Below are 26,730 nucleotides of genomic sequence, written 5' to 3'. Positions count from 1 at the left end.
ATTTTGAGTTATGTTCACTTATTCGTACTTTTGCAATATGGAATACGATACTAAAGGTAAAGTGTTAAAGAAATCCGTCGTTTGGAAAGAACTGTATTTCTACCGTAAGAGTGATGCTATCTATCAGCTGACAGTAGACTTCTGCCATCGGTTCCTACCTGCTTATGGTGATCGTACAGTAGATCAAATGGTACAGGCTGCACGTAGCGGTAAACAAAATATTGTTGAGGGAAGTGAAGATGGCCAGACCAGTTCGGAGATGGAGATAAAACTTCTAAATGTGGCACGAGGTAGTCTTCAAGAGCTACGTTCTGATTATCAGGATTACCTTAATACTCACCATCTTGCTATATGGTCTGCTGATAATAAACGACAGCAACGACTCCGTGATTTTTGTCATTCTCACAATGACTTTAGTGACTATGAACCACTGGTAGCTAAAATGAATGATGAGGAGATGGCTAATCTGTTGCTTACTCTCTGTCATCAGACTGACAAGATGATGTGTGCTTATTTAGAGAAACTGGAACATCGTTTTGTTACTGAGGGTGGTATCAAGGAGCGTATGCATGCTGCCCGTACGGGATATCGTCAGGAAGTTGATTCGCGTCTTCGTGCTTTAGAAGCAGAAAACTTGCAGCTGAAAGCAAGAATAAAAGAACTTGAAGGACTCCTAGAAACCATAGGAAATCCTAGGCTGTCCTAGGTATTCCTAGGATTTCCTAGAAAAACCTAGGATTTCCTAGAAAAACCTAGGATTTCCTAGAAAAACCTAGGATTTCCTAATCTCCCTATCTCCTGAACCCACCGCCTGGGCCGTTGCTGTTGCCGGAGTATGACGAGAGACTTACTGAAGAGCCGTCGCTCGTTGTGGCGCCAAAGACGCCGAGACCTGCGAAAACGGATGTGCCGCCTGAAACGTTGACACCCGACAGGAGTGTGGGCTGAGAGGCACCACTGACTACAAGACCTGAACCACCGCTTGATGGCGTCTTGAAGGCGAAGGTGCTGCTGCCTACGGTGAGCGCATACCATGTGTCAGAAGACCATGAGGAGGCCTGATAGCACGACTGCGTGAGGCTGCTGCCACCCTCCAGTCCGCCTATGGCGACGATGGTGCCGCCTGTGACGTAGAGCTTCTTGCCACCCTCCGTGTTGGCATCGATGGCCACCTCAGGCGAGCCAGAACAGATGGCATAGATGAGTCCGCCATTGATGTAGCAGTTGCCGTTGGCGTCGAGTCCGTCGTTGTGCTGTCCCTGCGCATATACATAGCCACCGCTGATAGTCATGTCGCTCTTCGAGTTGATGGCATCGTCGTAGGCATAGCTGGCCACTTCTCCGCCAGTGATGGTCATCGTGCCCTTGGTCTCTATGCCCTCGCCACCGTTGCCACTGGTGCGCACCAATATTCTTCCGCCATTGATGATGATGTTGCCATCGGCCCTGATGCCCTTTGGCGACGAGGTGTCGCCCGAACCACTGTACTTCCCTCCTGTCGTTACGATCATCACGCTTCCGCCGTTGAAGGTGGCCGTGCCGTCGGCGTTGATGCCCTTGCCACCGCTGCCTGTGCTTTTCAGCCTCAGTTCGCCAGCGTTGATGGTGAACGTAGAGTCGGTCTTTATGCCTGCTGCACCCTTTGCCTCCTTGTCGTCTGAGTCATACATGCCGTTGCCGGTAGTAAGCACCGTCGTGCGTCCGCCATTCACTATGACGTGGCTCTCGCTGCTTATGCCCTTGGCAGCAGCTGCCTGCACCTCTACGTTCAGTATTCCGCCATTGATGAACACGCCGTCGTTCGCCTTGATGCCGTTGTTGGCAGTCGATTTCACATATATGTTATTGCCCTTGCGGAACACTATGTAGTCGGCCGAGTGTATGCCGTTGTTAGTGTTACCAGTCACGCTTAGTGAGCCGTTTCCGTTAAACAGCAGTTTACCCTTGCAGTAGAGTGCGCCCTTCTGTGAGCCCCCTGTTCCGTCGCTCAGCGTGTTCGTGGTGCCATCAGCGAGGATTATGTATGCCCTCTTGCTGCTCAGCAGGTTCAGCGCAGCCGAGTCGGGGTTGGTTATGCTTGCTCCGTTGAGCTTCACGGCATATTTCTTTTCGCCTATCACCGTAAGCGAGCCATCGGTGGTCGTTCCGCTCACCACATAGCATATCTTCTTCTCCGTACCGTGGTTGGCTGTCACGTGACCACCGTTCACCGTCACCTCCACGCCGTTCTCTGTCTTCGTCTCTGGGTTCGACAGGTCTATGCTCACCTCAGTGGTGAACTCGTTGTTCTCCAGTGCGTCCTCCTCGTCGGGGAAGTACTCGCTTGCCACCTCTGTAGGCTCCGCCGTTGTCTGGTCTATAGCGATGTCAAATGTAGACAGTTCACCTGTCGTCTCTGAGCTTCCGTTGCCACCGCCGTTGTCCCATCCGTATGCGCCGCTCCATGCCTCGTAAGGATCTTCAACAGAGCAGCATGTCATCACTGTGATGACCGATGCTATGAGCATCGTCGAAATTATCAATTGCTTCATAATTGTCAGTTTGTTTAAGTTTCGCATGTTTGTTTTTTTTCACTCACAAAGGTATGCATTGCTCTCGTTCACCGCAAATTATTTCAGCAAACCGCCCGTTTCAATCTGTGAAAAGGTTCAAACCTAATCGCTTGTGGCGTTCTTACTGATTACTGCTTGCGTTCTTTCTAAACGCTCTTATGTGTCATCGCGATGCATCTCAAACACATCGCAAAGGTACGACGTTGTCATTGCGGTTTACGAATATATAGCGAAATTTTTTTCTTGCACAAAAAAAGTAAACAATTTCCGTATGAATGGGGCAGGTTATTCACTTATTCACTTATTCACTTTGGACATCTGTGTATTGAGCTTTTCTTGAAACGAAAATTTTATATTATATATATTATTAATATATATAATATAAATTATTATTTCAATATTTTTTCTCCACCATGTTTTTCATTCCCGTTTCTCATCCCTTCCACCCTTTTCGGTTTTTGAAAAACCTAAATGTCCAAAGTGAATAAGTGAATAAGTGAATAACTTAAGGGTACTTTCGCTCGGAAAATTGCAAATAAATTTGCATTTTTCCTCGCTTAATCGTACCTTTGCACCCAAAAAGGAGAAAATGGAGAAAGACATATATATATTAGGTATAGAGTCGAGCTGCGACGATACGTCGGCAGCCGTGCTGAAAAACGGCGTGCTGCTGTCGAACGTGACAGCATCACAGGCTGTGCATGAGGCATACGGCGGCGTGGTGCCTGAGCTGGCATCAAGGGCTCACCAACAGAACGTGGTGCCCGTTGTGAGCGAGGCTATCAAGCGGGCAGGGATAACGAAGGAACAGCTGTCGGCAGTGGCATTCACACGCGGACCGGGACTGATGGGCTCGCTGCTCGTGGGAGTGAACTTCGCGAAGGGCTTCGCACGCTCGCTCGGCATACCGATGATAGATGTGAACCATCTGCAGGGACATGTGATGGCACACTTTATTACCTCCCCCAGCCCCTCCGAAGGAGGGGAGGGACTGGCGCAAAAGGGTGCCGAAGGGAACTCCTCCCCTTTGGGGAGGTCGGGAGAGGTTCACCCTCCCTTCCCATTCATCTGTCTTTTGGTGTCGGGTGGTAACTCACAGATAGTATTGGTACGCGCGTATAACGACATGGAGGTGCTGGGACAGACCATAGACGATGCTGCAGGAGAGGCAATAGACAAGTGCTCGAAGGTGATGGGACTGGGCTACCCAGGCGGACCAATCATCGACCGACTGGCACGACAGGGCAACCCGAAGGCATACCAGTTTGCCGAGCCTCATATACCTGGCTATGACTATAGCTTCTCGGGACTGAAGACATCGTTCCTCTACAACCTGAAGAAATGGGTGGAGGATGATCCCGACTTCGTGGAGCATCACAAGGAGGACCTGGCAGCATCGCTGGAGTGGACCATCGTTGACATACTGATGAAGAAGCTGAAGCTGGCTGTGAAGGACACTGGCATAAAGCATGTGGCTGTGGCTGGCGGAGTGAGTGCAAACAACGGACTGCGTAACGCGTTCCACGACTATGCAAAGCGCTTCGGATGGACGGTATATATACCAAAGTTCAGCTATACCACCGACAATGCAGCGATGATAGGTATAGTGGGCTATTATAAGTATATGGACAAGGAGTTCTGCTCAATAGATGCTCCTGCTTTCTCGAAAGTGACATTTAAATAAAAAGTGAAACAGTAAAAAGTCAAAGAAATACATGGATTTTGAAAGTAAGATTATTAGCAGGGAGATAAGCGAACTGCTTTGGGAGAAAGAGAAGACGCTGGCAACAGCAGAGAGTTGCACAGGTGGACGTATAGCTGAGGCCGTGATAGCTGTGCCTGGCGCTTCAAAATATTTCAAGGGCGGCATCATCTGCTATGTTAATGAGGTGAAAGAGCGATTGCTCGGCGTGTCTCACGACTTGCTCGAAGAGAAGACTGCCGTGTGTGAGGAGGTTGCCGTGGAAATGGTGAAAGGTGCATGCGCGACACTGGATACTGACTATGCCATTGCTGCAACAGGCTTCGCCGGTCCTGGCGGTGGCACAAAAGAGATTCCCGTGGGCACCATCTGGCTGGCTTGCGGCACAAAGGACAAGGTGACAACACGTAAGGTGGAGGAAGACCACGGACGTGACATAAACCTTGCCATAGCTACGAACGTGGCAATACAACTGTTCCGCGATTTCCTGAAGCAGGAAGATGCGGAAGAGGCAGAGACATCGGCAGAATAATTCGACTTCGGATATATTAAACGACCACGAATTTTACAAATAAAACGAATTTATCCATGCGGAATGGAATATAAATTCATCTTAGATTCAGAATCACGGAGAAATTAATTCGTTCAATTTGTATAATTCGTGGTCGAAGAAGAACTACGGAAACTCCGTGCGCTCTGTGCAAAAAAATGAAAACATGCTTTTATAGTGGTGTAAAAAATAGAGACAAACAGGAATCCAAAGACATAAAAAGATGATGTTTGGTTAAATAATATTAAGAAATGGGAGAATATTTAATCTCTCATATTCAAACTTCAATATTTTATTGTACCTTTGCACCCTGTTTGGAGTAAGTAAGTATTTAAAGACTTAAAAAGAAAGTAGATAGCAATGTCTAAAGTTTGTCAAATCACAGGCAAGAAGGCACAGATAGGTAACAACGTGTCTCACTCAAAGCACCGCACAAAGCGCAGCTTTGACGTCAACCTGTTCAGCAAGAAGTTCTTCTGGGTAGAGCAGAACTGCTGGATTAGCCTTAAGATCAGTGCAGCTGGTCTGCGTTTAATTAATAAAATAGGTCTTGATGCTGCCATTCGTCAGGCAGTAGACAAGGGTTACCTCACATGGAACGACCTCGACAAGAAGGTGTTCGCATGGGGTAATTAATATATGAGGAGGAAAGATAACCATGGCAAGCAAGAAAGCAAAAGGTAATCGCGTCCAGGTTGTTCTGGAGTGCACAGAGATGAAGAACAGCGGCCTTGGCGGTACAAGTCGTTATGTTACGACAAAGAATCGTAAGAACACGCCTGAGCGCATGGAGCTGATGAAGTATAACCCTATCCTGAAGAAGATGACTCTTCACAAGGAGATTAAGTAAGAAAGGTAACTACGCATGGCAAAGAAAACCGTTGCAACCCTCCACGAAGGTTCGAAGGATGGTCGCGCTTATTCAAAGGTCATCAAGATGGTTCGCAGCCCAAAGACTGGCGCTTACATCTTCGATGAGCAGATGGTTCCTAACGAGGATGTTAAGGACTTCTTCAAGAACTAATATTGACTTATTTATAGTTCACTATAACAAGGGGTGTGCTTTTTGAGAGCATGCCCTTTGTCGTTGTTTATAATTGATTATTTTTTGATTAAAAACGGCCTTATGAAAAATAATTCTGCAAAAATATTTGTGGAATTATTTTTTTATGCCTATATTTGCAAAACAATCTATTCAAAATTTTTTTTATTAAACAAATACTAATGTTACTATGAAGAAAAAGTTCATTTGCGCCGTGTGTGGTTATATCTACGAAGGCGAGAATCCTCCCGAGAAGTGTCCAATCTGTAAGGCTCCAGCTTCTAAGTTCTCTGAGCTTAAGGACGATGCCGACATGACTTATGCTACCGTTCATAAGATTGGTGATGGTAAGCTCGAGGGTGTATCAGAAGAGATGATTAACGATCTGCGTGCACACTTTAACGGTGAGTGCAGCGAGGTAGGCCAGTATCTGGCTATGGCTCGTCAGGCTGACCGTGAGGGCTATCCTGAGATTGCTGAGGCTTTCAAGCGCTATGCTTTCGAAGAGGCTGACCATGCAAGCCGTTTCGCAGAGCTCCTTGGTGAGTGCGTATGGGCTGACACAAAGACCAACCTTGAGAAGCGTGCTGCTGCTGAGGCTGGCGCATGTGAGGATAAGTTCCGCATTGCAAAGAATGCTAAGGCTGCTGGCTTCGACGCTATCCACGATACCGTTCACGAGATGGCAAAGGACGAGGCTCGTCATGGCGCAGGCTTCGCTGGCCTGCTGAAGCGCTATTTCGGCAAGTAAGCTAAGGTCTTTAGTTCCAGGCGTGTTTCATTCTGGGACGTTAAGACAATAAATCGACATAAAATCCGTTTTATCGTATATGATGAAACGGATTTTATTCTTTCTATTCACTATAACGCTGCTGTGCTTGTCGTGTCAGGACGATGAGTCGTTCACCACGAGCCGGAACGCACGTCTGACGTTCTCCAGCGACACCATAAAGCTGGACACCGTGTTCTCTTCCGTAGGCTCGGCAACATATTCTTTCTGGGTCTATAACAACAACTCAGATGGTGTACGTATCAGTCAGGCGTTCCTGCGCAAGGGCAATCAGACGGGCTATAGGGTGAATGTCGATGGCACATTTCTCGACAACGCCAGAGGCTCATCGGTCAGCGATCTGGAGTTGCGCAAGGGTGACAGCCTTCGCGTGTTTGTAGAGTTGACAGCACCTGAGAACCTGCGGTCTTTGGTTCAGCTTATCACTGACGATATTGTGTTTGCCCTTGAGAGTGGGGTGGAGCAGAGCGTCAATCTTCGCGGCTATGCGTGGGATGCCTTGTCAGTAAAGGACTTGAAGGTCACTAACGACTCTACGATACAGTCTTCTAAGCCTATTGTAGTCTATGGCGGAATAACTGTTGGCGAAGGTGTCACACTGAAGATTCTGAATACTCAACTTTATTTTCATGACAAGGCAGGGATAAATGTCTATGGAACGTTGAAGACCGACTCTGTGCTGATGCGTGGTGATCGTCTTGACCACATGTTTGCCTATCTGCCTTACGACCGTGTAAGTGGTCAGTGGGAGGGAATACATCTCTATGGTTCGTCTGAAGGCAATGAGCTGAAGAACACTGAGTTGCGCAGCGCAATGTATGGCGTGATATGTGACTCGGCAAAGCTCTCATCACAGAACCAGCGCCTTTACATGGAAAACTCTATTGTACATAACTGTAAGGGCAATGGACTCGAATTGTATAACACCTATGCCGGCATAAAGAAATGTCAGCTGTCAAACATGCTTGGCAGCTGTGTGTTGGTATATGGCGGAGCAGTCATCATGGATAGCTGTACCATCGCACAGTTCTATCCGTTCTCGGCTCAGCGTAATGTGGCCCTGCAGATATACAACAAGTTTAATAACGCTCCTTACCCGCTGGAGCAGTTCCAGATGACAAACTCCATACTCACAGGCTATGCCAATGACGAGATTCTGGGTAAGCAGGAGTCAGAGGATGCGGCGTTTAACTATCTCTTCATAAACACCCTGTTGCGCACGCCGCAAGTTGAAAACGATACCGTACACTATAAACAGATACTTTGGGAGAAACCTTCCGACGAAATATCTGGAAAGAAACACTTCGTACTCGTTGACGAGACCAACTTCATCTACGATTTTCACTTGAAGGAGGAGTCGCCAGCCAAGGGACTTGGTTGTTATTAGAGGTTAGAGGTTAGAGGTTAGAGGTGAGAGGTAAGAGGTTAGAGGTAAGAGGTTAGAGGTAAGAAGTTAGAACTCTGTGAATGCCAGTGGCATGAGCTCTTTTATTCCGTCAATGACATAGACTCCCGTTTCACCATAGAGAAGTATGCGCATGGGTTGTTGGAAGCGCGTCTCAGTCTCTACCATCACCTGACGGCATATTCCGCATGGGCTTACAGGCAGCTCAGTCAGCTTTCCGTCGCCAGCACGGGCAGCTATGGCAAGTTTCGTTACAGCCTGATCAGGATATTGTGCACCAGCAGAGAAAATGGCGGAACGTTCAGCACACACTCCTGCCGGTAAAACAGCATTCTCCTGATTGCAGCCTTTGACAATCTTACCATTGGCAAGAAGCAATGCTGCACCTACATGAAAGTGGGAATGGGGAGCATAGGAGTTGGCAGTGGCCTCTATCGCAAGCTCAACAAGGTTACGTTCGTCGTCAGGGAGCTCGTCCTTTTGACAGACGCGAATTTTAGATTCAAGTGTTATTTCTTTCATGTTATTGATAATTTCCTTTGCAAAAATAGTAAAAACTCTCTGAAAACAATTACTTTTGCAAAAGAATTTACTATCAGAATGAAAAAACTACTATTTTTACTGTTGTTTTCCATCCCTTTGTGCATTAATGCGCAAATGAAATGGAACCAGCAATATCAGAATTACGTTAACCAGTACAAGGATGTAGCCATCGAGGAGATGCGCCGATGGAAGATACCTGCATCGATAACTCTTGCCCAGGGACTGTTTGAGTCAGGCGCTGGCAATAGTGAGTTGGCACGCAAGGGTAATAACCATTTCGGAATAAAGTGCCACGGATGGACAGGACGCACGATGTATAAGGACGATGACCGTAAGAACGAATGCTTCAGAGTGTATAAGTCGGCATTTGATTCCTACGAGGACCATTCGAAGTTCCTTGCACAGAGTCAGCGATACAGTCGTCTGTTCAGCTTGAAGACGACTGACTACAAGGGATGGGCTCATGGCCTCAAGGCGTGTGGCTATGCCACTAATCCGCAGTATCCGAAGAAGCTCATTGAGCTCATTGAGCTTTATGAACTTGACCAGTATGACCGTGCAGGAGGTTCTAAGAGCAAGAATGGCTTTGGATTCAGTATATCCCATCCTGTAAAGTCGTTTAACAAGAACTATTATGTCATAGCCCGTCGTGGTGACACATATAAGTCACTTGGTAAGGAGTTAGGAGTTTCTTACAGGAAGCTTGCCAAGTATAACGAGCGTGACAAGAACGATGTGCTTGAAGAGGGCGAGGTGGTATGGCTTCGCAAGAAGGCGCGCAAGGCACCTCGCGAATACAAGAATCGCCTGCACTATGTCAGCGCTGGCGAGTCAATGTACTACATAGCCCAGAAGTATGGCATCAGAGTGAAATATCTCTACAAGATGAATAACCTGCCACCTACCTATCAGATTCGTGTGGGCGATGGCTTGCGAGTGAGATAGTCCTTGCAGAGATTGCACAATCCGCAATCGTCACACTTGGGATTCCTCGCTGTGCAGACATAGCGCCCATGAAGCAGCAGCCAGTGGTGGGCACGGGGAATAATCTCGTCGGGGATGTGCTTGGTCAGTTCCGTTTCAACCTTAAATGGGGTGTTGGCCGACTTGCTGACAAGGCCTAAGCGATGACTGACACGAAAGACATGAGTATCAACTGCCAATGTTGAGCGGCCAAAGGCAACGGCTTGCACCACATTGGCAGTTTTGCGTCCTATGCCAGGCAGAGCCAGCAGCTCGTCCATAGTCGAAGGCACCTCGCCGTTATGGCGCTCCACCAAGAGCTTTGACATCTCAAAAAGATGGCTTGCCTTACTGTTAGGGTAGGAGACGCTCTTCACATATTCGTAGATCTCGTCAGCGCTGCTTTCAGCCATGGCTCTCGCATTCGGAAAACGACGGAACAGCGCAGGCGTCACCATGTTTACGCGCTTGTCTGTACACTGCGCACTTAGTACTACTGCCACTACCAGCTGAAAGGTGTCGGCAAACTCCAGTTCGGTGTCAGCTTCTGGCATCTTTTCTGCAAAAAAGCTCAAAACTTGTGAGTATAGTTCTTTACGTGTCATAGTTAAACGCAAAATTACAATATTTTTTTTGTATATTTCTTCTTTTTTGTTACTTTTGCACGGTATTATTATAAAATAATTGTTTTTACATCAATTTATAGGGATGAGTACATTAATCAAACCCATAGACTACAAGCAGCTTCTTGATGCCAAGCAGACTGAGCAGGGCATCAAGCTGATCAAGGATTTCTTCCAGCAGAATCTTTCCACGGAATTGCGTCTGCGTCGTGTCACAGCTCCTCTTTTCGTGTTGAAGGGACTCGGTATTAACGATGACCTCAATGGTGTGGAGCGTGCAGTAACATTCCCAATAAAAGATCTTGGCGATGCACGTGCCGAAGTTGTTCATTCTTTGGCAAAATGGAAGCGCCTGTCGCTTGCAGAGAACGGAGTGGAGCCTGGCTACGGAATATACACCGACATGAATGCTATACGTGCCGACGAGGAGCTGGACAATCTGCACTCCCTATATGTTGACCAATGGGACTGGGAGGCTGTCATCACCAAGGAAGACCGCACCATAGCGTTCCTGAAGAATATCGTGGAGCGCATCTATGCTGCCATACGCCGCACGGAGTATCTCGTTTGTGAGACTTATTCGCAGATTAAGCCTTTCCTGCCTGAGAAGATTCACTTCATACACTCTGAGGAACTGCTCGCTATGTATCCTGACATGACTCCAAAGGAGCGTGAGGATGCAATATGCAAAAAGTACGGAGCAGTGTTCCTCATCGGCATCGGTGGAAAGCTTGCCAATGGCGAAAAGCACGATGGACGTGCTCCTGACTATGATGACTGGTCAACGATAGCTGAGGACGGACGCGCAGGTCTTAATGGCGATATACTCATCTGGTATCCTGTGCTTGGTCGCTCGTTCGAGTTGTCTTCCATGGGTATCCGTGTTGACAAGGAGGCGTTGCTGCGCCAGTTGAAGATAGAGAACCAGGAGCAGCGTCTCGACCTGTATTTCCATCGTCAGCTCATGAGCGACAAGCTGCCTCTCTCTATCGGTGGCGGTATCGGACAGAGCCGTCTCTGCATGGTAATGCTCCAGAAAGCTCATATAGGTGAGATCCAGGCTTCTATCTGGCCTGAAGACATGCGCCAGAAGTGTCTTGAGCTTGGCATGCCCCTCATCTGATATATTTGTTTTGTGCCCTAATGAATTCATAAGTCAAGAAGAATGAAATCTGCTATTAATCATATTTGCCTGTTGCTGATGATGCTTGCATTTTCTGTAAATGCGAGTGCCAATGAGGAATCGAGAGAGTTCTCTATCATTAATGCTGCTGACGGACTGGCAGACAATAGCGCTCAGTGCATAGTCTGCACCAAGACAGGCAGAATGATTATATCAACTATTGGCAATGTGAATTTCTATGACGGCACAAGCTTTACTCATATTGATACCGACCAGTCTTATCAGTATTTGCTGTCAGACTATCGTGGAAACGATCGCCTGTATTTTGACCATTTCCACCATCTTTGGGTTAAAAGCACTCACTCTGTTTCGTGTGTTGACCTAAGGATGGAGGAGTTTAGGCCAAACGTTGACGGAGTTCTGAAAGAACTGGGATGCGATCAGCATGTACTCGACCTCTTCACCGATTATGGCGGAGACCTGTGGCTGCTTACAGACAAAGGTCTCTATGATATTGATAGAAAGAAGGAGTTCCAAGTACTGAAAGACAGGAACCTGCAGAACCTTGATACTCGTGGCGATACACTTCTTACATTCTTTGACAATGGTGAGGAGATGGGTATTGACGTTAACAGTGGCCAGATTATCCATCGTACTAATGCGTATGATTGGGAGACCGCTCAGAAATACATCCAATCATCAATATGTCTGAAATATAAGAACGGATATTTCGTGATACGCAATGGCAAAGCTGGTGGCATTCTCATGTTTTTTGACTTCAAGACGCTGCAGTGGAAACATCTGTTGACTGTGCCCTATGCCCTGAACAACATGGCGGTATCGAATGAAAAGCTCTTTGTTGCTGCAGGGCGAGGATATTGGGTTCACGACATCAAGACTGGTGAACAGCAGCATATAGAGAAGCTGAAGCTCGCAAGTGGAAAGGAACTTGACGTTCACTGTAACACGGTGATGTTTGACAAACAGGGCGGCTTGTGGTTCGGCACTCAGAGATATGGAGTGCTTTATGCAGCCCCTTCACCATCGCCTTTCCATGTCTATACGTTTGATCATCCTAAGGCTGTTGAATATGCAGCAAAGATGGACAATCTGGCTCAGAACATCACTGAGTTCAATGGTAAGAGTGCCAACTGCATGTTTACCGACAGCAGAAGTTGGAACTGGTTCGGAACCATGACAGGCTTGTATTTGTATAAGAACCCGAAGTCTGAGCCTATTGTGTTTAATAAGAAGAACGGCCTTATCAACGAGGTGATTCACTCTGTTGTTGAGGATAAGAATCATAACATCTGGATTGGCACTTCCTACGGAATAGCGTGTATCATCTTTGAGGGTAATGAGATTGCCCTGATAAACAATTTCACTTCTCACGACAAGGTGCCTAACGAGTCGTTTGTGAACTGTAAGGCAGTGTGTCTTGACGACGGAACAATCATCATGCAGTCAATAGATCATGTCTTGGAGTTTAATCCCGCAGGATTCGAGCTCGTTAACAATCGCCGTCCTGTGACTATGTATCCCAAGCTCATCAAGCTGATGGTGAACGGTACGTTCGTGGAGCCTGGCGAGACCCTTGACGGACGAACGATTATCAGCAGCGCCATAACAAGAGTACGCGAGATAAACGTTAACTCTGACCAGAACACGCTGTCGCTGACATTCTCTGGCCTTAACTATTTCCGTCCTCAACAGACATGCTATCGTGTCAGGTTAAGGGAAATAAATGATGAATGGAATGTGTATTCCTATTTCCAAGGCTCAGAACTTGTTGACGCGAAGGGCAATCTGCACCTGCCACTTATCGGCTTGAAGCCTGGCGATTATCATATTGAGGTTCAGGCATCCATGTTCCCTGACTCATGGGAGGGCACCATTCCTTATGAATGGGTTATCCATGTAAACCAGCCATGGTGGCAGGCAACAGGTCTCTATATGTTGATAATCGTAGTCATCATGATTCTTTTCGTTATCAACTTCTTGCTCTACGGAAAGAATACTAAGATGCGTGCTCGCCGAAATACTGAAGAGAAAGACATCTTGAGAAAGATAACATCGTTTGTTGACAGGTGCGATGCCTTTGGCAATGAGCTCCTTGCACCCTCAGACGAGGATCTCTTCAATAAGAAGTATGATGCGGCAACTAAGCTTACACCTGAATTTATAGAGCTTATGCTTGTCGTCATTCCGTTTGTCCGTCTGAACAAGAAAGGTTTCACCATGCGTGAGGTCGCCGAGGCATGTAATATGGACATCGTAAAATTCTATGACATGATGACAGCCAACCTCTACAAGAGTCCTCGTGAACTGGCTCAGATAGTACGTATTGAGAAGGCTGCTGAGATGTTGCTCAATACAGAGCTTACTGTTGAGGAAATATCTAATCAGTGTGGATTCTATACGCCAAACTACTTCATGGGCTGTTTCTTCCATAAGTATAAGCTTACACCGAAGGAGTATAGAAATGAGATGAAGGAATCGTAGATTTTAAGTTTTACGTGTTAATATATTAAGGTGTCGTTTCATTGAGCTTGAAACGACACCTCTTTATATCCTACCAGTCGCCATGTCCTTCCGCCAGTCTCCTTGTAATAGACGAATGCTTCGTAGCGATTCTCTGTCTGATAGAAGTTTCCTTCTTCTGGCATTCTCATCACTCTGCCATCTCTGTCTGATAGCATTATGCGGTAGTTGTAGTAACCCAGCTTCTGGAGAATCGTAGCATTATAGGAACGGTCCTTTGCGTCATAGGTCATCACATAGGTGCTGCTATCCTCTGTAGCCCATCTTCCGTCTATGAACACCGTAGCATCGCTGTACTCCCTCACGGGCGCAAACTTGTAGTGAACATAAACATATTCGCTTATGCGGTCGTTCTCCACATTGTTGCTGTTTCTTATGAGGAAAGCGCCGTCGGCATCGCGATAGTACAGGTAGTTGCGTTGAGGTTCGCACTGGTCAGGATAAACATGGAAGCGACATTCATCTTCGTCCCAATAGACCTTTTCAAGACCAAGGGTGATGTGAGTAGGGTCGAGCACCTCATATCTGTGATATTCATTGCCGGCATCAAAGATAAGGTCGCGACGGTGTTCCCATCTCATCTCGTTCATCGTGATGATGTTTGGAGCCACCTCGCTGCGCATGTCGCCCTCATATCCGTTCTGCATCACGATGGCCTTCACCTGTTCTTCGTTGTTGGTTACGGAAAGACCGTTCAGCCTCATTCCAAGCGTCACCTGCTGGTGGCTTCGGTTCATGTCTATGTCAGTATTCGTGCTGATGCCCATTCCTAACGTTACTATCGGCTCCACTACTCGAAGCTCCACGCAGGCAATCTCCTCGTTGTCGCAGTCTTCGTCAATGATGTGCAGCCTGTAGTTGCCACTCATCTTCAGCGTGCACATGTCGTTGGGAATCTGGAACGTGTAGTTGGTGTAGAGCACGTTCGTGTTAAGCGAGTTCATATAGTCGTCTATCTGCCAGTCGTTGAAGCCTTGCAGCCAGTCGCTCTCGAAGAGCCCTTCCGACGTGGTCCAGTCGAATTCGCAATGCTCCATGTGAACAGCGAAACGGTGGTAGGTGTGCGACAGCTCATCGAAGCTTACTGATAGCACGTCGTTGCTGCCAAGTTCCATTACGGGTAGCTTCGTCCATTCTCCGTTTACGCTTACCTGCAGCGATTTCACGTTTGGCACTTTCACCTCGTGCCATCCAAAGACAGTCAGTGGAAAAATGGTGAGTAGCGCTATGATTATTCTTTTCATGTCGTCTCTGTTGTTATATTTAAGTTTTGGCTTTTCTTTTCTACCACGAATTATACAAATTGAACGAATTATTTTCTCTATTATTTTGAATTTATATCAAATTTTAACTAAGCGAATCACAAGTGATTCTTTGTTGTGCGTGGCAATTCGTTTTAATTCGTTGCATCTTTAGATGGATTTATATTTCGTTCCGCATGGATAAATTCGTTTTATTTGTTAAATTCGTGGTCGTTTTATTATATTGAAATAGAGAGGCAAGATAGGCGCTTTTACTTACAAATCAGTCGGTATGGACAGGTTGCGCATCTCTGTTTGTCGGCTGTAGGTTTAAATGGCTCTTCCTTATTGAATATTGTGTTGACTGTCTCGCGTAGCAGAGTGCCGAACTCCTGTCGATATTGTTCAACGCTGTTTATGCGCTCTTTGCCGAAGAAGAGCGTTGGATCGTAGCCTTCTTTTGCAGCATGCTGTATGAAGAGTAGGGCAGGGCTCACCTCGAGGTTGCTGGGGTTGAAGTCCTTCGATACGCTGATTATGCAGCTGTAGAGTAGCGCCTGCAGGAAGTAGTCATTGTGTTTTGACAGGTTGTCTGCGTTGAAGATAGCTCCCACGTTGTCAAGCCTGTTTGCCTGCTTGCTGCCCGTCTTGTAGTCTATCACCCTTATGCGTTCCGTCTTTGTTCCGTCTTCCGATGTCTCTACTATGCGGTCCATTCTGTCCACGCGTCCGCCTATGGTTGTGCAGATGTTTTCCGACTCAAAGCGTGCCGTGACGTCTCTCTCCAGTCCCACGATGCTGAATGGCGCCAGCTGCTTGTCGTTAGTCAGCAACTGTCTTACATAGTGTATTATCACCTCGCGGTTTATTATTTGCAGTCCGTTGAGTTGCTTGAATGAGAAGTTCGCAGAGAGACGCGAGTTCTTGAACAGCTCCTTCTGTATGGCAGCATCGACTGCCCGCTCTATGTCAACACCGTTCTTCAGCAGGTCGCCAATGGCTGAGGCTGTGATGATGTTTGTCTGTGTAGTCATACGTGTGTAGAGCATGTGCACCGCCTCATGGAAGATGTTTCCGAATGCTCTGCTGTCTATGCGGTCGTCATCGGTCTCGTCGTCCTCGCTTAGTCCGCAGACATAGTAATAGTAGAAGTTAAGCGGACAGCGCATATATCTGTTTATTGCCGATGGCGTGAGCAGAGGCGAGTGTGGCGTCTCCGTTTGTTTGCGGATGTCGAAGCGCTTCATCAGCTTCTCCATTATGACCTCCGTCTTCTCTATCTCCTTCGGCATGAACTTCTGCATCCTCATGTCTGACTGAAGAGTGTAGAAGCTGAAGTCGTGGGGACTCTCCACCATGAGCTGCAGAATGAAGCGTGACATCTCTGCTGTCTGTCCGTCTGTTGTAGAGTTGTTGTATATGAACGTTATGTCGCCAGCACGCTGTATCAGACGGTGGAAATAGTAGGAATAGATTGCCACCTTGTGGTCTATCGTAGTGAGTCCAAACGCCTTTCTTATGCTATAGGGTATGAACGATGTGTCTGAGCTGCCTTTCGGCATGTTGCCTTCGTTGCATGAGAGAACGAGCAGGTGGTTGAAGTCAAGGTTTCTTGTCTCGAGCACTCCCATGATCTGTATTCCGTTGATGGGTTCGCCGTGGAATGGAACACTTGCCGATGACCATAGCTGTATGAGCAGTCGTTGCAGGGTGGGGAGGTCAATCGTCAGGTCGCCCGACTCCACGAGTGCATTTAGACGATTCAGCAGGGTGTATATCTTAAACAGCGTCTCCTGTATTAGGGGATCGCCCTGTTCGTTGGCTCCCTCCTGCTGTTCATAGTTGCGTGCCACATCCTGCACTATCGTGCATAGCCAGTCGAGCATGCCCTTGAGCGTGTCTTCATGCTTGAACAGCATCTTCGTTCCTTCGTCAAAGGCGAGCATGTCCTCTGAGGCATAATAGACACGCTCGTCGCTCAGCTTACGTTCCAGACTCGTGGCGTTCTCTGTGATGAACTTCGTGTAAGGATGGTTGAGCACCGCCTTTATCTGTTTCAGTCGGAAACACTCATGCTGTGTGGACCATCCTGTCGTCTGCAGTTCGAACAGCATGCTTACGAGCGATGCTGCAGGTGCCTGTATTAGCGGATAGCCCGTGGTGATGTTCACCTCATGAACATCTTCAGGCAGACAGTGGATAACGCTTTGTAGTAGTCCTTCGTTGCAGAGCACTATTGCCGTGTTGTGCCCGTCGGCAATACGCGTCTTCTGGTCTGTGGAGTCATCCGTGAGCCACGAGCTTATGAACCTCGCTTGTGCATTCTCTGTCGAAGCCGATATTATGCTGATGTTGCGCTTTGCTGTGAAGTTGTTGTATATCTCGTCGCGCGTTGTGTCCAGTTCGTTGGGAAAGTCGCTAAGATACTGCGCAATATAGTGTCCTGCGCTGTTGTCCTGATGTCTTGCGCCCTTGTTGGGCATGTAGTATCTGTCGAAATCCCAGTAGAATGTGGCGCGTCCTTCCTTCTTCATCATCGTGAAGAGCTGCTGCTCCACCTTGTGAAGGAGGTTGAAGCCCACGAAGACATATCTGTCGTACTCATAGTCTATGTCACCACTCTCCACCACACTTCTGTAGAGTGCGCCCTCGTAGACCAGTCCCTGCTCAAGCAGACGACTGTTGAAGTCGTGGTATATGTCGCCCATCTTCGCCCACAGCTTCATGAAGCGCTTCTTCAGCTCTGTCTGCTGGTCATCGGCAAAGTTGCTGAAGAACTTCGCCAGTATCTCTTTCTGCTCCTCCGTCAGATATGACAGGTCGTCGAGTTCGTGCAGGTTGCTAATGTTAGCAAACAGCTGGTCGGCATCGGCCATGTTCTTGTCTATATCGTCGAAGTCGGTTATCAGCAACTGTCCCCAGCCATAGAACTTGTCGAGCGTCTCGTCTATGCCTGTCTGAGAGGTGAAGCTACGGTGCAGGTCGCATACCAGCTTTATGGGGTCGGCCACCTGTAGCTCTGAGTTCTTTCTGAACAGTTCACTTATGGTGATATAGTTCGGACTCCATATAGGCTTCCCTGCCTTCCTTGCGAGATATTCGCTGAGGAAGAGGGCTGCTCTCTTGTTAGGAAACACTATGGCTGTCCTTGAGAGGTTGCTGCCATATTTGGCGAGCAAGTCTTCTGCTACATATTCCAGGAATGCTTTCATTTCACTTCATCTATTTTGTTGGTATAGACATACCACAGAAAACCTTTCACATTATTATATCCCATTTCCTCGAGCAGCTCCATGTATTTTCTGACCTGCTTCTTGTAGTCCTCGTTCTGACGTCCGAACTTGAAGTCCACGACAATCATCTCGTTGCCATCGGTCATCACCCTGTCTGGGCGTCGCTCATATACCTTGCCCGACTCTTTGTCAACATCGAGTATGGTACACTCGTTGAATAGCGTCCATTTGTCTGAATACCATTCTGCCACCTTCGGATGACTCACTCGCTCGCGTATGAGCTTATCCAATCTTTCGCGTGTCAGGTGGTGGTTGTAGATTATTCCGCTTAGCTCCAACTGCTTCAGCGCATTGTCAATATCGGCTGTTGTGCGTATCGACGAGAAGATGTTATGTAGCACGCTGCCCAACTGGATATATGAAGCCTGTTCTATCTCCTCGTCCTCTGTGAGCACGAAGTTGCGGCTTTCGTTGCTCTGTCTGAACTCCACCTTGGAAGAGTAGGTGAGGAGATTAAGCTGAATGGGCTGAGCATCCTGTAAGAACACGTTGAGCTTTCTGTCTGATTGCTTCTTGTCCTCTTCTGCTTCCTTCTTGGCGATGGTCTTTGTTCCAAATTCAAAGACTATGTCATCGCCATCACTCTCCATACCCATGATGGTGGCATCCTTAAGTTCCTCTGCCACAACAGGTAGTGTCATCTCAATCAGCTCCGAGCGGGTGCCCGAGGCAGAGCGACGTCCTATTACGTGAAGCGTCTTGGCAGCACGCGTGAAGGCAACATATAGCAGGTTCATGTTATCGACAATGTTCTGCTGGTGTTCCTCGTCGTAGTTGCTTTCGTAGATTGTTCCCTTCATCCCCTTCTGACTTAAGTCTATTGGAACAATGGGCAGTTGGTTGAAAGGTGCCTCTTTTGGCGAGCACCACAAGATGTCTCTGTGCTCCATCTTCCAGTCTGCGAACGGGATGATGACATGCTGATACTCCAGTCCTTTCGACTTGTGTATGCTTAGTATTCTCACTCCGCTTACCTCGGCGTTCTGTATAGTCTTCGAGCAGAGCGTATCGTCCCATTCGTGCAGGAAGTCGGCAATGTCGGTGGTGCGCTCGTTCACGAAATTGGCCACGATGTCGAAGAACACACAGAGGTAGGCGCTCTGTCCCTTCGTCTGTTGCAGGCGGAACAAGTCATAGAGGCGTTCTGTCAGTTCATAAAGAGGCAGACGTATCAGCGTGTCGCGCTCCTCGCTCATTGCCTTTGGCAGCATCTCGTCTATGCTCATCTCGTGGAGCATCGTTTCCTCCGAATATTGTTTCGCGAGAAACGCCTTTGCAATGTTGTCGTTGGGATGTATGAGCAGACGCAGAGCCTGTACAATTGTCTGTACGGCAGTCGATGTGTCCAGACGGAATGCCTCGTCGCTGACTATCGACAAGTCAGGGCGCTCGCTCATGAAGTAGTTGGCTATCAATGGTATCTGGTTGTTTGCTCTTACGAGTATGGCTATCTCCGATGGCTTCACTCCATTTGCCAGCAGCTCGTCTATAGTGTCTCTCATCGCTTCCAGCACTCGCTCCTGATAGTCCTCGGCAGGCATCAGCGTCACGTTGACATATCCGTCGCGTGGCTTGCCTTCGGGCAACAGCTGTACCACATCATCGTAGGCCTTGATGTCTTCTGACTCTGCAGCCTTGGTGAAGAACACGTTGTTGAACTCCACTACGTTTCTCGACGAGCGATAGTTGGTCTTCAGGGGCAGTATCTCCATCTGCTCCTTGCTGGGAAACTCGTCTCTAATGTTTGCCAGCAGACGCCAGTCGCCGCTTCGCCATCTGTATATGCTCTGCTTTACGTCGCCCACTATGAGGTTGGCGCTTTCCGTGCGGCTCATCGTCTCGCGCAGCAGCAGTTGGAAGTTCTTCCACTGTACTGTCGATGTGTCCTGGAACTCATCTATCATGATGTGCTCTATCTGCGTGCCTATCTTCTCGAAGATAAATGGCGAGTCGCCTGTCTCTATCAGCTCGTGGAGCAGTTGCTGTGTGTCGCTGAGCAGGAACCTGTTGGCAGTGGTGTTCAGCTCTCTCACCTTTGCTTCAATATGTTCGAGCAGTCTCAATTGGTTTATATGCTTCAGCGTGAGCTCTGCCGACTGGTGCAGCTTTCTCAGTTGCGGATACTCGCTGATGGCTTTCTCCAGCAGCGGCATCAGCTTGCTCCTAACGAGTGCGAGCAGCGCCTCCCTGTTGTCACATTTCTTCTTGCACCATTTCTCGGCATCCTCGCGACAGTCGCTCACACGCTTGCCTTCGAAGCCTTCTTCAGGTATTCCTTTCTCCAGCTTCAGGAACACACCTGCCACGCCGCCAGTTCCGTATGAGAGGTCTTCAATCTTAAAGCCAGCACCTTGCAGTTCGCTGAAAAATTCCTTGGCAATGGCTTTTGCCTTTTCTTCTGCGCTGGCTTGTAGTGCTCGCAGCTCGTTGGTGAAGTTCTCGAAGAAGTCAGGCTGCTTCATGGCTTCGTAGAGCTTATGACTGTTTGACTTGTAGAACTCCTTGAAGATGGTTAGTCCGAACTTCTTTATCTGTCCAATGATGTTCCATGACCTGTCACTGTCTATGCTCTCCATGATATAGCGAAGAATCCATTTCAGCATGGCATCGTTGGTTGACAGGTTCTCTATCATGTCATCCACAGCCAGCTCCTCCACATCTTTGTCGTTGAGCCCCACTCGCAGGTTGGCGTTGAGCTCCAGCTCGCGTGCCAGGTTGCGCAGTATGGTCTGGAAGAACGAGTCAATGGTTCCTATGCGGAAGTTGGTGTAGTCGTGCAGGATATATCTCAGCGCCGTGCCTGCCTGTTTGGCTACGAACTCCGGCGAGGCGTCGAGCGCCTTGCACACCTTGTCGGTATAGTCCTTCGACGAGTCGAGCTGTCGCCATATTCCATAGAGCTGGCTCATTATTCGCATCTTCATCTCCTCCGTAGCCTTGTTGGTGAAGGTTACGGCGAGAATCTGCCTGTAAACCTGTGGATTCTTTACCACAAGCGTAATGTATTCCACTGCCAGCGTGAAGGTCTTTCCGCTGCCGGCGCTTGCTTTATATACTGTGAGTGATGTGGACATGTCTTTAGAGGTGAGAGGTGAGAGGTAAGAGGTGAGAGGTAAGAGGTTAGAATTACCATCGGTGGAACAGTTCGAAGGTGAACTTTGCTCCTACCGATTGTATCTCTGCGTTGAAGAAGCTGGCGAAGAGTCCCACGGAGAGCACTCGTGTGCTTATGCCGTAGCCCAGCTCGTAGTAGGGACGGGCGCGCTCCAACAGCAGCGTGTTCAGATAGAAGCGCTCACGTTCCACATACCTGTTTAGCAGAGGTATGACGGTGGTGAACATTATTGGTGTGTAGTAGCTTACATTTCCGCTGACATAGTATTTTGAGATGTTATACAGACGTGAGTCGAGCAATTGGAAGTCGTTTGTCCAGTTGTCATCCCATCCGCCAGGGAGGAAGTCTTCACTGAAATTGGTATATTCCATGAATATATTTGAGCGCTTCCTTGAATAGAAGCCTCCGGCAACCCTTAGGTTCAGCTTCTGCGTGGCAGGCAGGCTCATACTGTATGATGCGCTACCCTCCGTGCGTCCATAGTCCAGAAAGTCCTTTATCTTTATTCCCTGCTCGTAGCTCAATGCCAGCACAGGCCCTTTGCTCCATGGCTTCAGTATCACTCCGAACATTGGCGCAAAGCTCTGATATACATCTTTCTTCGCATATTTCATCATGTTGTGGCGGTCTGTTGCCGAACGCCTGTTATACGTCAGACCCACTTCCGTAGTGAGCCATTTCGTTATGTTGTAATGGCTGACGAGTGACAGCTTGTTGTTGTCAAACATGTCCAGCTCGTTGTCCTTGGGGATGTAGTATTCGCCATAAACCCTTTTCAGGTCATCAATGACCGATGAGTTATATATTCTGTTGCCATTGCTCCACTTCAGCTCCACGTAGTTGTCACATTCCTTGTCGTAGGTGTATCTCAGAGGCGCCTCGTAATAGAACTGCTTTATCTTGAAGTTGTAGCCAAGGATGGGCAGTAGCGACAGCGTGCTGTTCTTGCCTGTGGGATACTCGGCAGCAAACTGCATCTTGTACGACAGTCCACGGCTGTGGCTGTAGTTCAGATAGTGGGGAGCTATCACTGGCGACATCTTCAGGTTTATGTCCATGATCTGTGCCGAATGGCTGCTAAGCAGATGTCCGCCTATGCTTGTGCCTATGTTCTCAAGGCTCTGCAGTGTGGTGCTCTTCTTCGTGGTGTCGGGCTCTTCCACTGTCATTGTGTCTTCTGCTGCTATTATGTTTCTCCCTGTGTAGTCTATATATGCATTGTTATTGGCTTTGGCTATCGTTACCTCCGACTTCACCTGATTTCCTGCGAAGCGGAAGTCTATGTCGGTCTTGCATGTCCTTGGCTTATAGACTACGTGGAACCTTATCATGTCGAACTCTCCGCTATATTCTGCGCTGATCACTTCGTCAGTCCTTGAGTCTATCACTGCCGTTCCGCTTACAAGCAGCGTGTTCTCACAGAATCGTGGTTCAAACATCACGGTATTTGTCCTTCGGCTTTTCTTTACCGTGGTGTATTTGTAGTAGCGTCGGTTGCCATCGTTGAATGGCGACAGTATGTGCTTGCCGTATAGTGTCTCCGACTTGAAGTTTGGCAGCATCATCGCGTTCAGCACCGTCATCACGCTTCTGTTGTGGCGTATGGTTGTGTTGCGCGAGAGCAGCTGTATTTGTCCCACCTTTCCGTCCTTGTATATCAGTCGGCATCGCTCCGTGGCGCTGTGTCGCCGTGGTCCCTTGGCAAAGTTGTGCATCGTGGGTATGAGCCACATGGTGAAGTTGCGCTTCGGAATCTCATATACATAGTTCACCACAAGGTCTTTGCCAGCCACTGCAACGCGTGTTGTGTCACGCATCGAGTCGTTGGTATCAGCTGGTTTGGCAGTGCCTGAAAAGGCCATCGCCACAGCAAGACAGAGGGTGTGTATGTGTTTCATTGCCCCAAAATTAGTAAAAAAAATGATAATAGATTCCTTTTTGATTAAAATTTAGCAAGAATTATGTTGTTAATTTTGCTTTTTGCTCACTAAGTAGTACCTTTGCAGCTAAATTTTGAATAAATAATTCATAAACAACAAATATAAGCAATGTATAGAAGTAAAACATGTGGCGAGTTGCGCCTTGCCGATGCAGGTCAGACAGTGAAGCTGGCAGGATGGGTGCAGCGCACCAGAAAGATGGGTGGCATGACGTTTGTCGATTTGCGTGACCGCTATGGCATCACGCAGCTTGTTTTCGACGAGAGCGACGATGCAGCCCTTACCGAGCGTGCTAACAAACTGGGACGCGAGTTCTGTATCCAGGCCGTGGGCACTGTCCGCGAGCGTGAGTCAAAGAACCCCAAGATGCCTACGGGCGATGTAGAGGTCACCGTTACCGAGCTTAACATCCTCAGCGAGAGCGTCACACCTCCCTTTACCATTGAGGACCAGACCGACGGTGGCGACGACATCCGCATGAAGTACCGCTACCTCGACCTGCGCCGCAGTGCTGTTCGCAAGAACCTCGAGCTGCGCCATCGCATGACCATACTCATTCGTAACTTCCTCGATGCACGTCAGTTTATCGAAGTAGAGACACCAATCCTCATCGGTTCTACCCCAGAGGGCGCACGCGACTTCGTGGTGCCTTCACGCATGAACCCAGGTCAGTTCTACGCTCTTCCACAGAGCCCTCAGACCCTGAAGCAACTGTTGATGGTCAGTGGTTTTGACCGTTATTTCCAGATTGCCAAGTGTTTCCGCGATGAAGACCTGCGTGCCGATCGTCAGCCTGAGTTCACCCAGATAGACTGTGAGATGTCTTTCGTTGAACAGGAAGACGTGCTTCAGATTTTCGAAGACCTTGCCCGCCATCTGTTCAAGGAAGTGCGTGGCGTTGAGCTGCCCGCTCTCCAGCGCATGACATGGCATGAGGCTATGCGTCGCTTCGGTTCCGACAAGCCCGACCTCCGCTTCGGCATGGAGTTCGTTGAGCTCATGGACGTGCTGAAGGGCACTGGCACCTTCCCTGTGTTCAACGAGGCCAACTATATCGGTGGCATTTGTGTTCCTGGCTGTGCCGACTATACCCGCAAGCAGCTCGACCAGCTCACCGACTTCGTAAAGCGTCCCCAGGTAGGCGCCAAGGGTCTGGTATATGTTAAGTTCAATGCCGATGGCACCGTTAAGTCAAGCATCGACAAGTTCTATGAGCCCGAAGTATGGCAGAAGGTGAAAGAGGCAATGGGCGCCAAGGACGGCGACCTCGTACTCATCCTCAGTGGCGACAATGCCAACAAGACTCGTGTGCAGCTCTGCACCCTGCGTCTTGAGATGGGCGACCGTCTCGGACTTCGCGATAAGGACAAGTTCGTGTGCCTGTGGATTGTTGACTTCCCACTCTTTGAGTGGAGCGACGAGGAGCAGCGCCTCATGGCTACTCACCATCCGTTCACCATGCCGAACCCCGACGATATCCCCTTGCTCGATACCGACCCCGCCAAGGTGCGTGCCGTGGCCTATGACTTCGTGTGCAATGGCGTAGAGGTAGGCGGTGGCTCACTGCGTATCCACGATGGCAAGCTTCAGGAGAAAATGTTCCAGATTCTGGGCTTCACCCCCGAGCGCGCCATGGCACAGTTCGGCTTCCTCATCAACGCCTTTAAGTATGGAGCTCCCCCTCATGCAGGTCTTGCTTTCGGCCTCGACCGTTTCGTGAGCCTCATGGCAGGTCTCGACAGCATTCGCGACTGCATAGCCTTCCCAAAGAACAACAGCGGACGCGACGTCATGCTCGACGCTCCAGGCTATCTCGATCCAAAGCAGTTGGAAGAGCTTCAGCTGAAGGTTGAGCTGCGTGCCGACGATGACGAGCAACCATCTGAAAATTAGTCGTTTTCTCCTGCTTTTTGCCTGTTGAAGTTTGACCTACGTCAAGAAAAATTAACATTTTAGCGAAAAATGTTGTCTTTCGGACACTCGTACGACAGAAAAAGTTTAATTTTGCTGACGATTTGAAAGAAAAAACTTAGAAAAAGTAAAATTTTTTTATAAAACGCTTCAATAAGAGTATTAACTTTTACAACTATGGCAGAAAAGAAGACCACAACAAAGAAAGCTGCTACAGAGACTAAGGCAACAGCAGCTAAGAAGACAACCGCAACAAAGAACGCTGCTAAGGCAACAGTTGCAGTAAACGCAGAGAACATCGGCTTCAAGGCAGGTGATGTTTATCAGACACTCGCTGCTGCTGAGAAGGCTCTCTCAGTAGAGGAGATTGCAAAGGCTGCAAAGATTTCTGCAGAGGAGACTCTGCTTGGTCTCGGCTGGCTCTTCAAGGAGGGTAAGCTGCTGGGCACTGACGACAACAAGGTCGTTCTGGCTTAAGCTCATCACTGAGTAAATAGACCTTTATTCTATAGAATCAAAAAGAGTCGGTACGTTTTTTCATACCGACTCTTTTTTTAACCTCTTTTTCTTGTCACTTCTTAGATGACCTACGAACAACAGATACTCCATTTCCTCACCATTGCCGGCGAGCGAGGCATAAGCGTCTCAGTTCTCACGAAGCATGTGTACAATCAGAACTGCACATTCTTCTCTCAGCCCGACCTTGCCGAGGTGCGTCAGTTTGTCCAGCAGTATCTGTTACGTAATTCCAAGACCGCCAGCTCTCTCATTGAGAGCACCGGCAAGCGTGGCTACTATCGTCTGAACACCCATGACAGTGCCGATGCTCGTCAGCTCATGCTTAACTTCCTTGATGAGCAGCAGTCGAATGATGAATCCGACGAGCGCCCTAAACCTCAGGACCTGTCTCTCGATCTGTTTGGTGACGACTTCTGATGTTTTTTACCACGCTCCGTCTTCTATTGCTCCATATTTACTCCCCTTACTGAGGGTTATCTTAAAAATTCCATCATCAGCTTCACTTTCGCCTTCGGGAGCAGGGGTTCCATTACCCCAAAATGTGGAGTAAGAGTAAACACTGTCGCTTTTTTCCCACTTTGTGCTATTTGACGCAATCATACGGTCTATTTCCTCAAATAGTTCATCCGACGGTATAGACTCAAATTCAATTATCAAGGTGTCTAAGTAATCACCTGTAAAAATGTCTTTTACCTTCGTGACGCTCAATAATTCTAAATTCAGGAACTTTTACACCTGTAATTCGCTCTACTCTTTCAACAGGCCATTCTTCCCATATCCATTCATAATAAACATATAGTCCAAGAAATAGAACCAGCAAACTGCCAAATACTATTCCTAAACACCCTAAACAACTTTTTGTTCCTTTATTCATAAT

At 48.2% G+C, this 26,730-nt stretch carries 23 protein-coding genes; 14 read left to right on the top strand and 9 right to left on the bottom strand.

Features of this window, described 5'->3' with window-relative positions; genetic code table 11:
- Nucleotides 1–37 precede the first annotated feature (37 nt).
- Nucleotides 38–706 (top strand): four helix bundle suffix domain-containing protein, encoded by a 669-nt coding sequence (locus M1L52_RS15910; protein WP_248615999.1) that lies wholly within the window; start codon nucleotides 38–40, stop codon nucleotides 704–706.
- Between the two features lie 85 nt (nucleotides 707–791).
- Here the strand turns inward: M1L52_RS15910 and M1L52_RS15905 are convergent, their stop codons facing one another.
- Nucleotides 792–2,531, bottom strand: a complete 1,740-nt coding sequence (locus tag M1L52_RS15905) for a carbohydrate-binding domain-containing protein (protein ID WP_248615998.1) — start codon at nucleotides 2,529–2,531, stop codon at nucleotides 792–794.
- 610 nt (nucleotides 2,532–3,141) lie between these two features.
- Between M1L52_RS15905 and tsaD the strand changes: the two genes are divergently transcribed.
- The 7 genes from tsaD to M1L52_RS15870 all read left to right on the top strand — a co-directional run bounded on the left by tsaD (nucleotide 3,142) and on the right by M1L52_RS15870 (nucleotide 8,023).
- On the top strand, nucleotides 3,142–4,236 hold the full coding sequence (gene tsaD, locus M1L52_RS15900) for a tRNA (adenosine(37)-N6)-threonylcarbamoyltransferase complex transferase subunit TsaD (RefSeq protein ID WP_248615997.1): 1,095 nt from the start codon (nucleotides 3,142–3,144) through the stop codon (nucleotides 4,234–4,236).
- Nucleotides 4,237–4,267: 31 nt separating this feature from the next.
- Nucleotides 4,268–4,786 carry a CinA family protein gene (locus M1L52_RS15895; RefSeq protein ID WP_248615996.1) on the top strand — a complete coding sequence of 173 codons (519 nt, stop codon included), beginning with the start codon at nucleotides 4,268–4,270 and terminating at the stop codon, nucleotides 4,784–4,786.
- Nucleotides 4,787–5,164: 378 nt separating this feature from the next.
- A complete protein-coding gene (rpmB, locus tag M1L52_RS15890; RefSeq protein WP_248615995.1) occupies nucleotides 5,165–5,440 on the top strand; it encodes a 50S ribosomal protein L28 in 276 nt (91 codons plus the stop codon).
- Between the two features lie 22 nt (nucleotides 5,441–5,462).
- The gene (gene rpmG, locus M1L52_RS15885) at nucleotides 5,463–5,654 is read left to right on the top strand and encodes a 50S ribosomal protein L33 (RefSeq protein WP_248615994.1); all 192 of its coding nucleotides are present in this window, start codon (nucleotides 5,463–5,465) and stop codon (nucleotides 5,652–5,654) included.
- A gap of 15 nt (nucleotides 5,655–5,669) precedes the next feature.
- Nucleotides 5,670–5,828 carry a DUF4295 domain-containing protein gene (locus M1L52_RS15880; protein WP_237807601.1) on the top strand — a complete coding sequence of 53 codons (159 nt, stop codon included), beginning with the start codon at nucleotides 5,670–5,672 and terminating at the stop codon, nucleotides 5,826–5,828.
- 208 nt (nucleotides 5,829–6,036) lie between these two features.
- Entirely contained in the window at nucleotides 6,037–6,597 is a 561-nt protein-coding gene (locus M1L52_RS15875) for an NADH peroxidase (RefSeq protein ID WP_248615993.1), read from the top strand.
- Between the two features lie 79 nt (nucleotides 6,598–6,676).
- Complete coding sequence (locus M1L52_RS15870; protein ID WP_248615992.1) at nucleotides 6,677–8,023, top strand: right-handed parallel beta-helix repeat-containing protein; 1,347 nt, start codon at nucleotides 6,677–6,679, stop codon at nucleotides 8,021–8,023.
- Between the two features lie 66 nt (nucleotides 8,024–8,089).
- Here the strand turns inward: M1L52_RS15870 and M1L52_RS15865 are convergent, their stop codons facing one another.
- Complete coding sequence (locus M1L52_RS15865; protein ID WP_248615991.1) at nucleotides 8,090–8,563, bottom strand: cytidine deaminase; 474 nt, start codon at nucleotides 8,561–8,563, stop codon at nucleotides 8,090–8,092.
- A gap of 78 nt (nucleotides 8,564–8,641) precedes the next feature.
- On the opposite strand from M1L52_RS15865, the gene M1L52_RS15860 reads away from it, so the two are divergent.
- Nucleotides 8,642–9,529 (top strand): glucosaminidase domain-containing protein, encoded by an 888-nt coding sequence (locus M1L52_RS15860; protein ID WP_248615990.1) that lies wholly within the window; start codon nucleotides 8,642–8,644, stop codon nucleotides 9,527–9,529.
- Here the strand turns inward: M1L52_RS15860 and nth are convergent.
- Complete coding sequence (nth, locus tag M1L52_RS15855) at nucleotides 9,493–10,152, bottom strand: endonuclease III (RefSeq protein WP_248615989.1); 660 nt, start codon at nucleotides 10,150–10,152, stop codon at nucleotides 9,493–9,495. The genes M1L52_RS15860 and nth overlap by 37 nt on opposite strands.
- Before the next feature lie 103 nt (nucleotides 10,153–10,255).
- Here nth and asnA point away from each other — a divergent pair, with 103 nt between their 5' ends.
- Together asnA and M1L52_RS15845 are read left to right on the top strand one after the other, a co-directional pair.
- Complete coding sequence (gene asnA, locus M1L52_RS15850) at nucleotides 10,256–11,293, top strand: aspartate--ammonia ligase (RefSeq protein ID WP_248615988.1); 1,038 nt, start codon at nucleotides 10,256–10,258, stop codon at nucleotides 11,291–11,293.
- Between the two features lie 42 nt (nucleotides 11,294–11,335).
- A complete protein-coding gene (locus tag M1L52_RS15845; RefSeq protein WP_248615987.1) occupies nucleotides 11,336–13,795 on the top strand; it encodes a helix-turn-helix domain-containing protein in 2,460 nt (819 codons plus the stop codon).
- A gap of 38 nt (nucleotides 13,796–13,833) precedes the next feature.
- Here the strand turns inward: M1L52_RS15845 and M1L52_RS15840 are convergent, their stop codons facing one another.
- The 4 genes from M1L52_RS15840 to M1L52_RS15825 form a co-directional block, all read right to left on the bottom strand.
- A complete protein-coding gene (locus tag M1L52_RS15840) occupies nucleotides 13,834–15,078 on the bottom strand; it encodes a DUF5103 domain-containing protein (protein ID WP_248615986.1) in 1,245 nt (414 codons plus the stop codon).
- A 269-nt stretch (nucleotides 15,079–15,347) separates the two neighbouring features.
- Complete coding sequence (locus M1L52_RS15835) at nucleotides 15,348–18,287, bottom strand: PD-(D/E)XK nuclease family protein (RefSeq protein WP_248615985.1); 2,940 nt, start codon at nucleotides 18,285–18,287, stop codon at nucleotides 15,348–15,350.
- The gene (locus M1L52_RS15830) at nucleotides 18,284–21,442 is read right to left on the bottom strand and encodes a UvrD-helicase domain-containing protein (protein ID WP_248615984.1); all 3,159 of its coding nucleotides are present in this window, start codon (nucleotides 21,440–21,442) and stop codon (nucleotides 18,284–18,286) included. Before M1L52_RS15830 ends, M1L52_RS15835 begins: the two co-directional genes overlap by 4 nt.
- A 52-nt stretch (nucleotides 21,443–21,494) precedes the next feature.
- On the bottom strand, nucleotides 21,495–23,381 hold the full coding sequence (locus M1L52_RS15825; RefSeq protein ID WP_248615983.1) for a DUF5686 family protein: 1,887 nt from the start codon (nucleotides 23,379–23,381) through the stop codon (nucleotides 21,495–21,497).
- 150 nt (nucleotides 23,382–23,531) lie between these two features.
- Here M1L52_RS15825 and aspS point away from each other — a divergent pair, with 150 nt between their 5' ends.
- From aspS to M1L52_RS15810, 3 genes are all read left to right on the top strand, one after another.
- On the top strand, nucleotides 23,532–25,316 hold the full coding sequence (gene aspS, locus M1L52_RS15820; RefSeq protein WP_248615982.1) for an aspartate--tRNA ligase: 1,785 nt from the start codon (nucleotides 23,532–23,534) through the stop codon (nucleotides 25,314–25,316).
- 195 nt (nucleotides 25,317–25,511) lie between these two features.
- The gene (locus tag M1L52_RS15815; RefSeq protein ID WP_248615981.1) at nucleotides 25,512–25,811 is read left to right on the top strand and encodes a winged helix-turn-helix domain-containing protein; all 300 of its coding nucleotides are present in this window, start codon (nucleotides 25,512–25,514) and stop codon (nucleotides 25,809–25,811) included.
- A gap of 105 nt (nucleotides 25,812–25,916) precedes the next feature.
- Nucleotides 25,917–26,270, top strand: a complete 354-nt coding sequence (locus M1L52_RS15810; RefSeq protein ID WP_248615980.1) for a hypothetical protein — start codon at nucleotides 25,917–25,919, stop codon at nucleotides 26,268–26,270.
- Between the two features lie 6 nt (nucleotides 26,271–26,276).
- Here the strand turns inward: M1L52_RS15810 and M1L52_RS15805 are convergent, their stop codons facing one another.
- Nucleotides 26,277–26,510: a hypothetical protein gene (locus tag M1L52_RS15805; protein ID WP_248615979.1), complete on the bottom strand. Its 234-nt coding sequence runs from the start codon at nucleotides 26,508–26,510 to the stop codon at nucleotides 26,277–26,279.
- A 13-nt stretch (nucleotides 26,511–26,523) separates the two neighbouring features.
- On the bottom strand, nucleotides 26,524–26,727 hold the full coding sequence (locus M1L52_RS15800) for a hypothetical protein (protein WP_248615978.1): 204 nt from the start codon (nucleotides 26,725–26,727) through the stop codon (nucleotides 26,524–26,526).
- Nucleotides 26,728–26,730: the final 3 nt, after the last annotated feature.

The organism is Prevotella sp. E13-27 (assembly GCF_023217965.1).
Taxonomy (GTDB): Bacteria; Bacteroidota; Bacteroidia; order Bacteroidales; family Bacteroidaceae; genus Prevotella.
The sequence above is the reverse complement of the archived record's forward strand: the minus strand, read 5'-3'. Positions and strand labels throughout refer to the sequence as shown.

Coding starts and splice junctions, on each gene's coding strand:
- M1L52_RS15910 (WP_248615999.1), top strand. CDS start 38: ATGGAATACGATACTAAAGGTAAAGTGTTAAAGAAATCCGTCGTTTGG.
- M1L52_RS15905 (WP_248615998.1), bottom strand. CDS start 2,531: ATGAAGCAATTGATAATTTCGACGATGCTCATAGCATCGGTCATCACA.
- tsaD (WP_248615997.1), top strand. CDS start 3,142: ATGGAGAAAGACATATATATATTAGGTATAGAGTCGAGCTGCGACGAT.
- M1L52_RS15895 (WP_248615996.1), top strand. CDS start 4,268: ATGGATTTTGAAAGTAAGATTATTAGCAGGGAGATAAGCGAACTGCTT.
- rpmB (WP_248615995.1), top strand. CDS start 5,165: ATGTCTAAAGTTTGTCAAATCACAGGCAAGAAGGCACAGATAGGTAAC.
- rpmG (WP_248615994.1), top strand. CDS start 5,463: ATGGCAAGCAAGAAAGCAAAAGGTAATCGCGTCCAGGTTGTTCTGGAG.
- M1L52_RS15880 (WP_237807601.1), top strand. CDS start 5,670: ATGGCAAAGAAAACCGTTGCAACCCTCCACGAAGGTTCGAAGGATGGT.
- M1L52_RS15875 (WP_248615993.1), top strand. CDS start 6,037: ATGAAGAAAAAGTTCATTTGCGCCGTGTGTGGTTATATCTACGAAGGC.
- M1L52_RS15870 (WP_248615992.1), top strand. CDS start 6,677: ATGATGAAACGGATTTTATTCTTTCTATTCACTATAACGCTGCTGTGC.
- M1L52_RS15865 (WP_248615991.1), bottom strand. CDS start 8,563: ATGAAAGAAATAACACTTGAATCTAAAATTCGCGTCTGTCAAAAGGAC.
- M1L52_RS15860 (WP_248615990.1), top strand. CDS start 8,642: ATGAAAAAACTACTATTTTTACTGTTGTTTTCCATCCCTTTGTGCATT.
- nth (WP_248615989.1), bottom strand. CDS start 10,152: ATGACACGTAAAGAACTATACTCACAAGTTTTGAGCTTTTTTGCAGAA.
- asnA (WP_248615988.1), top strand. CDS start 10,256: ATGAGTACATTAATCAAACCCATAGACTACAAGCAGCTTCTTGATGCC.
- M1L52_RS15845 (WP_248615987.1), top strand. CDS start 11,336: ATGAAATCTGCTATTAATCATATTTGCCTGTTGCTGATGATGCTTGCA.
- M1L52_RS15840 (WP_248615986.1), bottom strand. CDS start 15,078: ATGAAAAGAATAATCATAGCGCTACTCACCATTTTTCCACTGACTGTC.
- M1L52_RS15835 (WP_248615985.1), bottom strand. CDS start 18,287: ATGAAAGCATTCCTGGAATATGTAGCAGAAGACTTGCTCGCCAAATAT.
- M1L52_RS15830 (WP_248615984.1), bottom strand. CDS start 21,442: ATGTCCACATCACTCACAGTATATAAAGCAAGCGCCGGCAGCGGAAAG.
- M1L52_RS15825 (WP_248615983.1), bottom strand. CDS start 23,381: ATGAAACACATACACACCCTCTGTCTTGCTGTGGCGATGGCCTTTTCA.
- aspS (WP_248615982.1), top strand. CDS start 23,532: ATGTATAGAAGTAAAACATGTGGCGAGTTGCGCCTTGCCGATGCAGGT.
- M1L52_RS15815 (WP_248615981.1), top strand. CDS start 25,512: ATGGCAGAAAAGAAGACCACAACAAAGAAAGCTGCTACAGAGACTAAG.
- M1L52_RS15810 (WP_248615980.1), top strand. CDS start 25,917: ATGACCTACGAACAACAGATACTCCATTTCCTCACCATTGCCGGCGAG.
- M1L52_RS15800 (WP_248615978.1), bottom strand. CDS start 26,727: ATGAATAAAGGAACAAAAAGTTGTTTAGGGTGTTTAGGAATAGTATTT.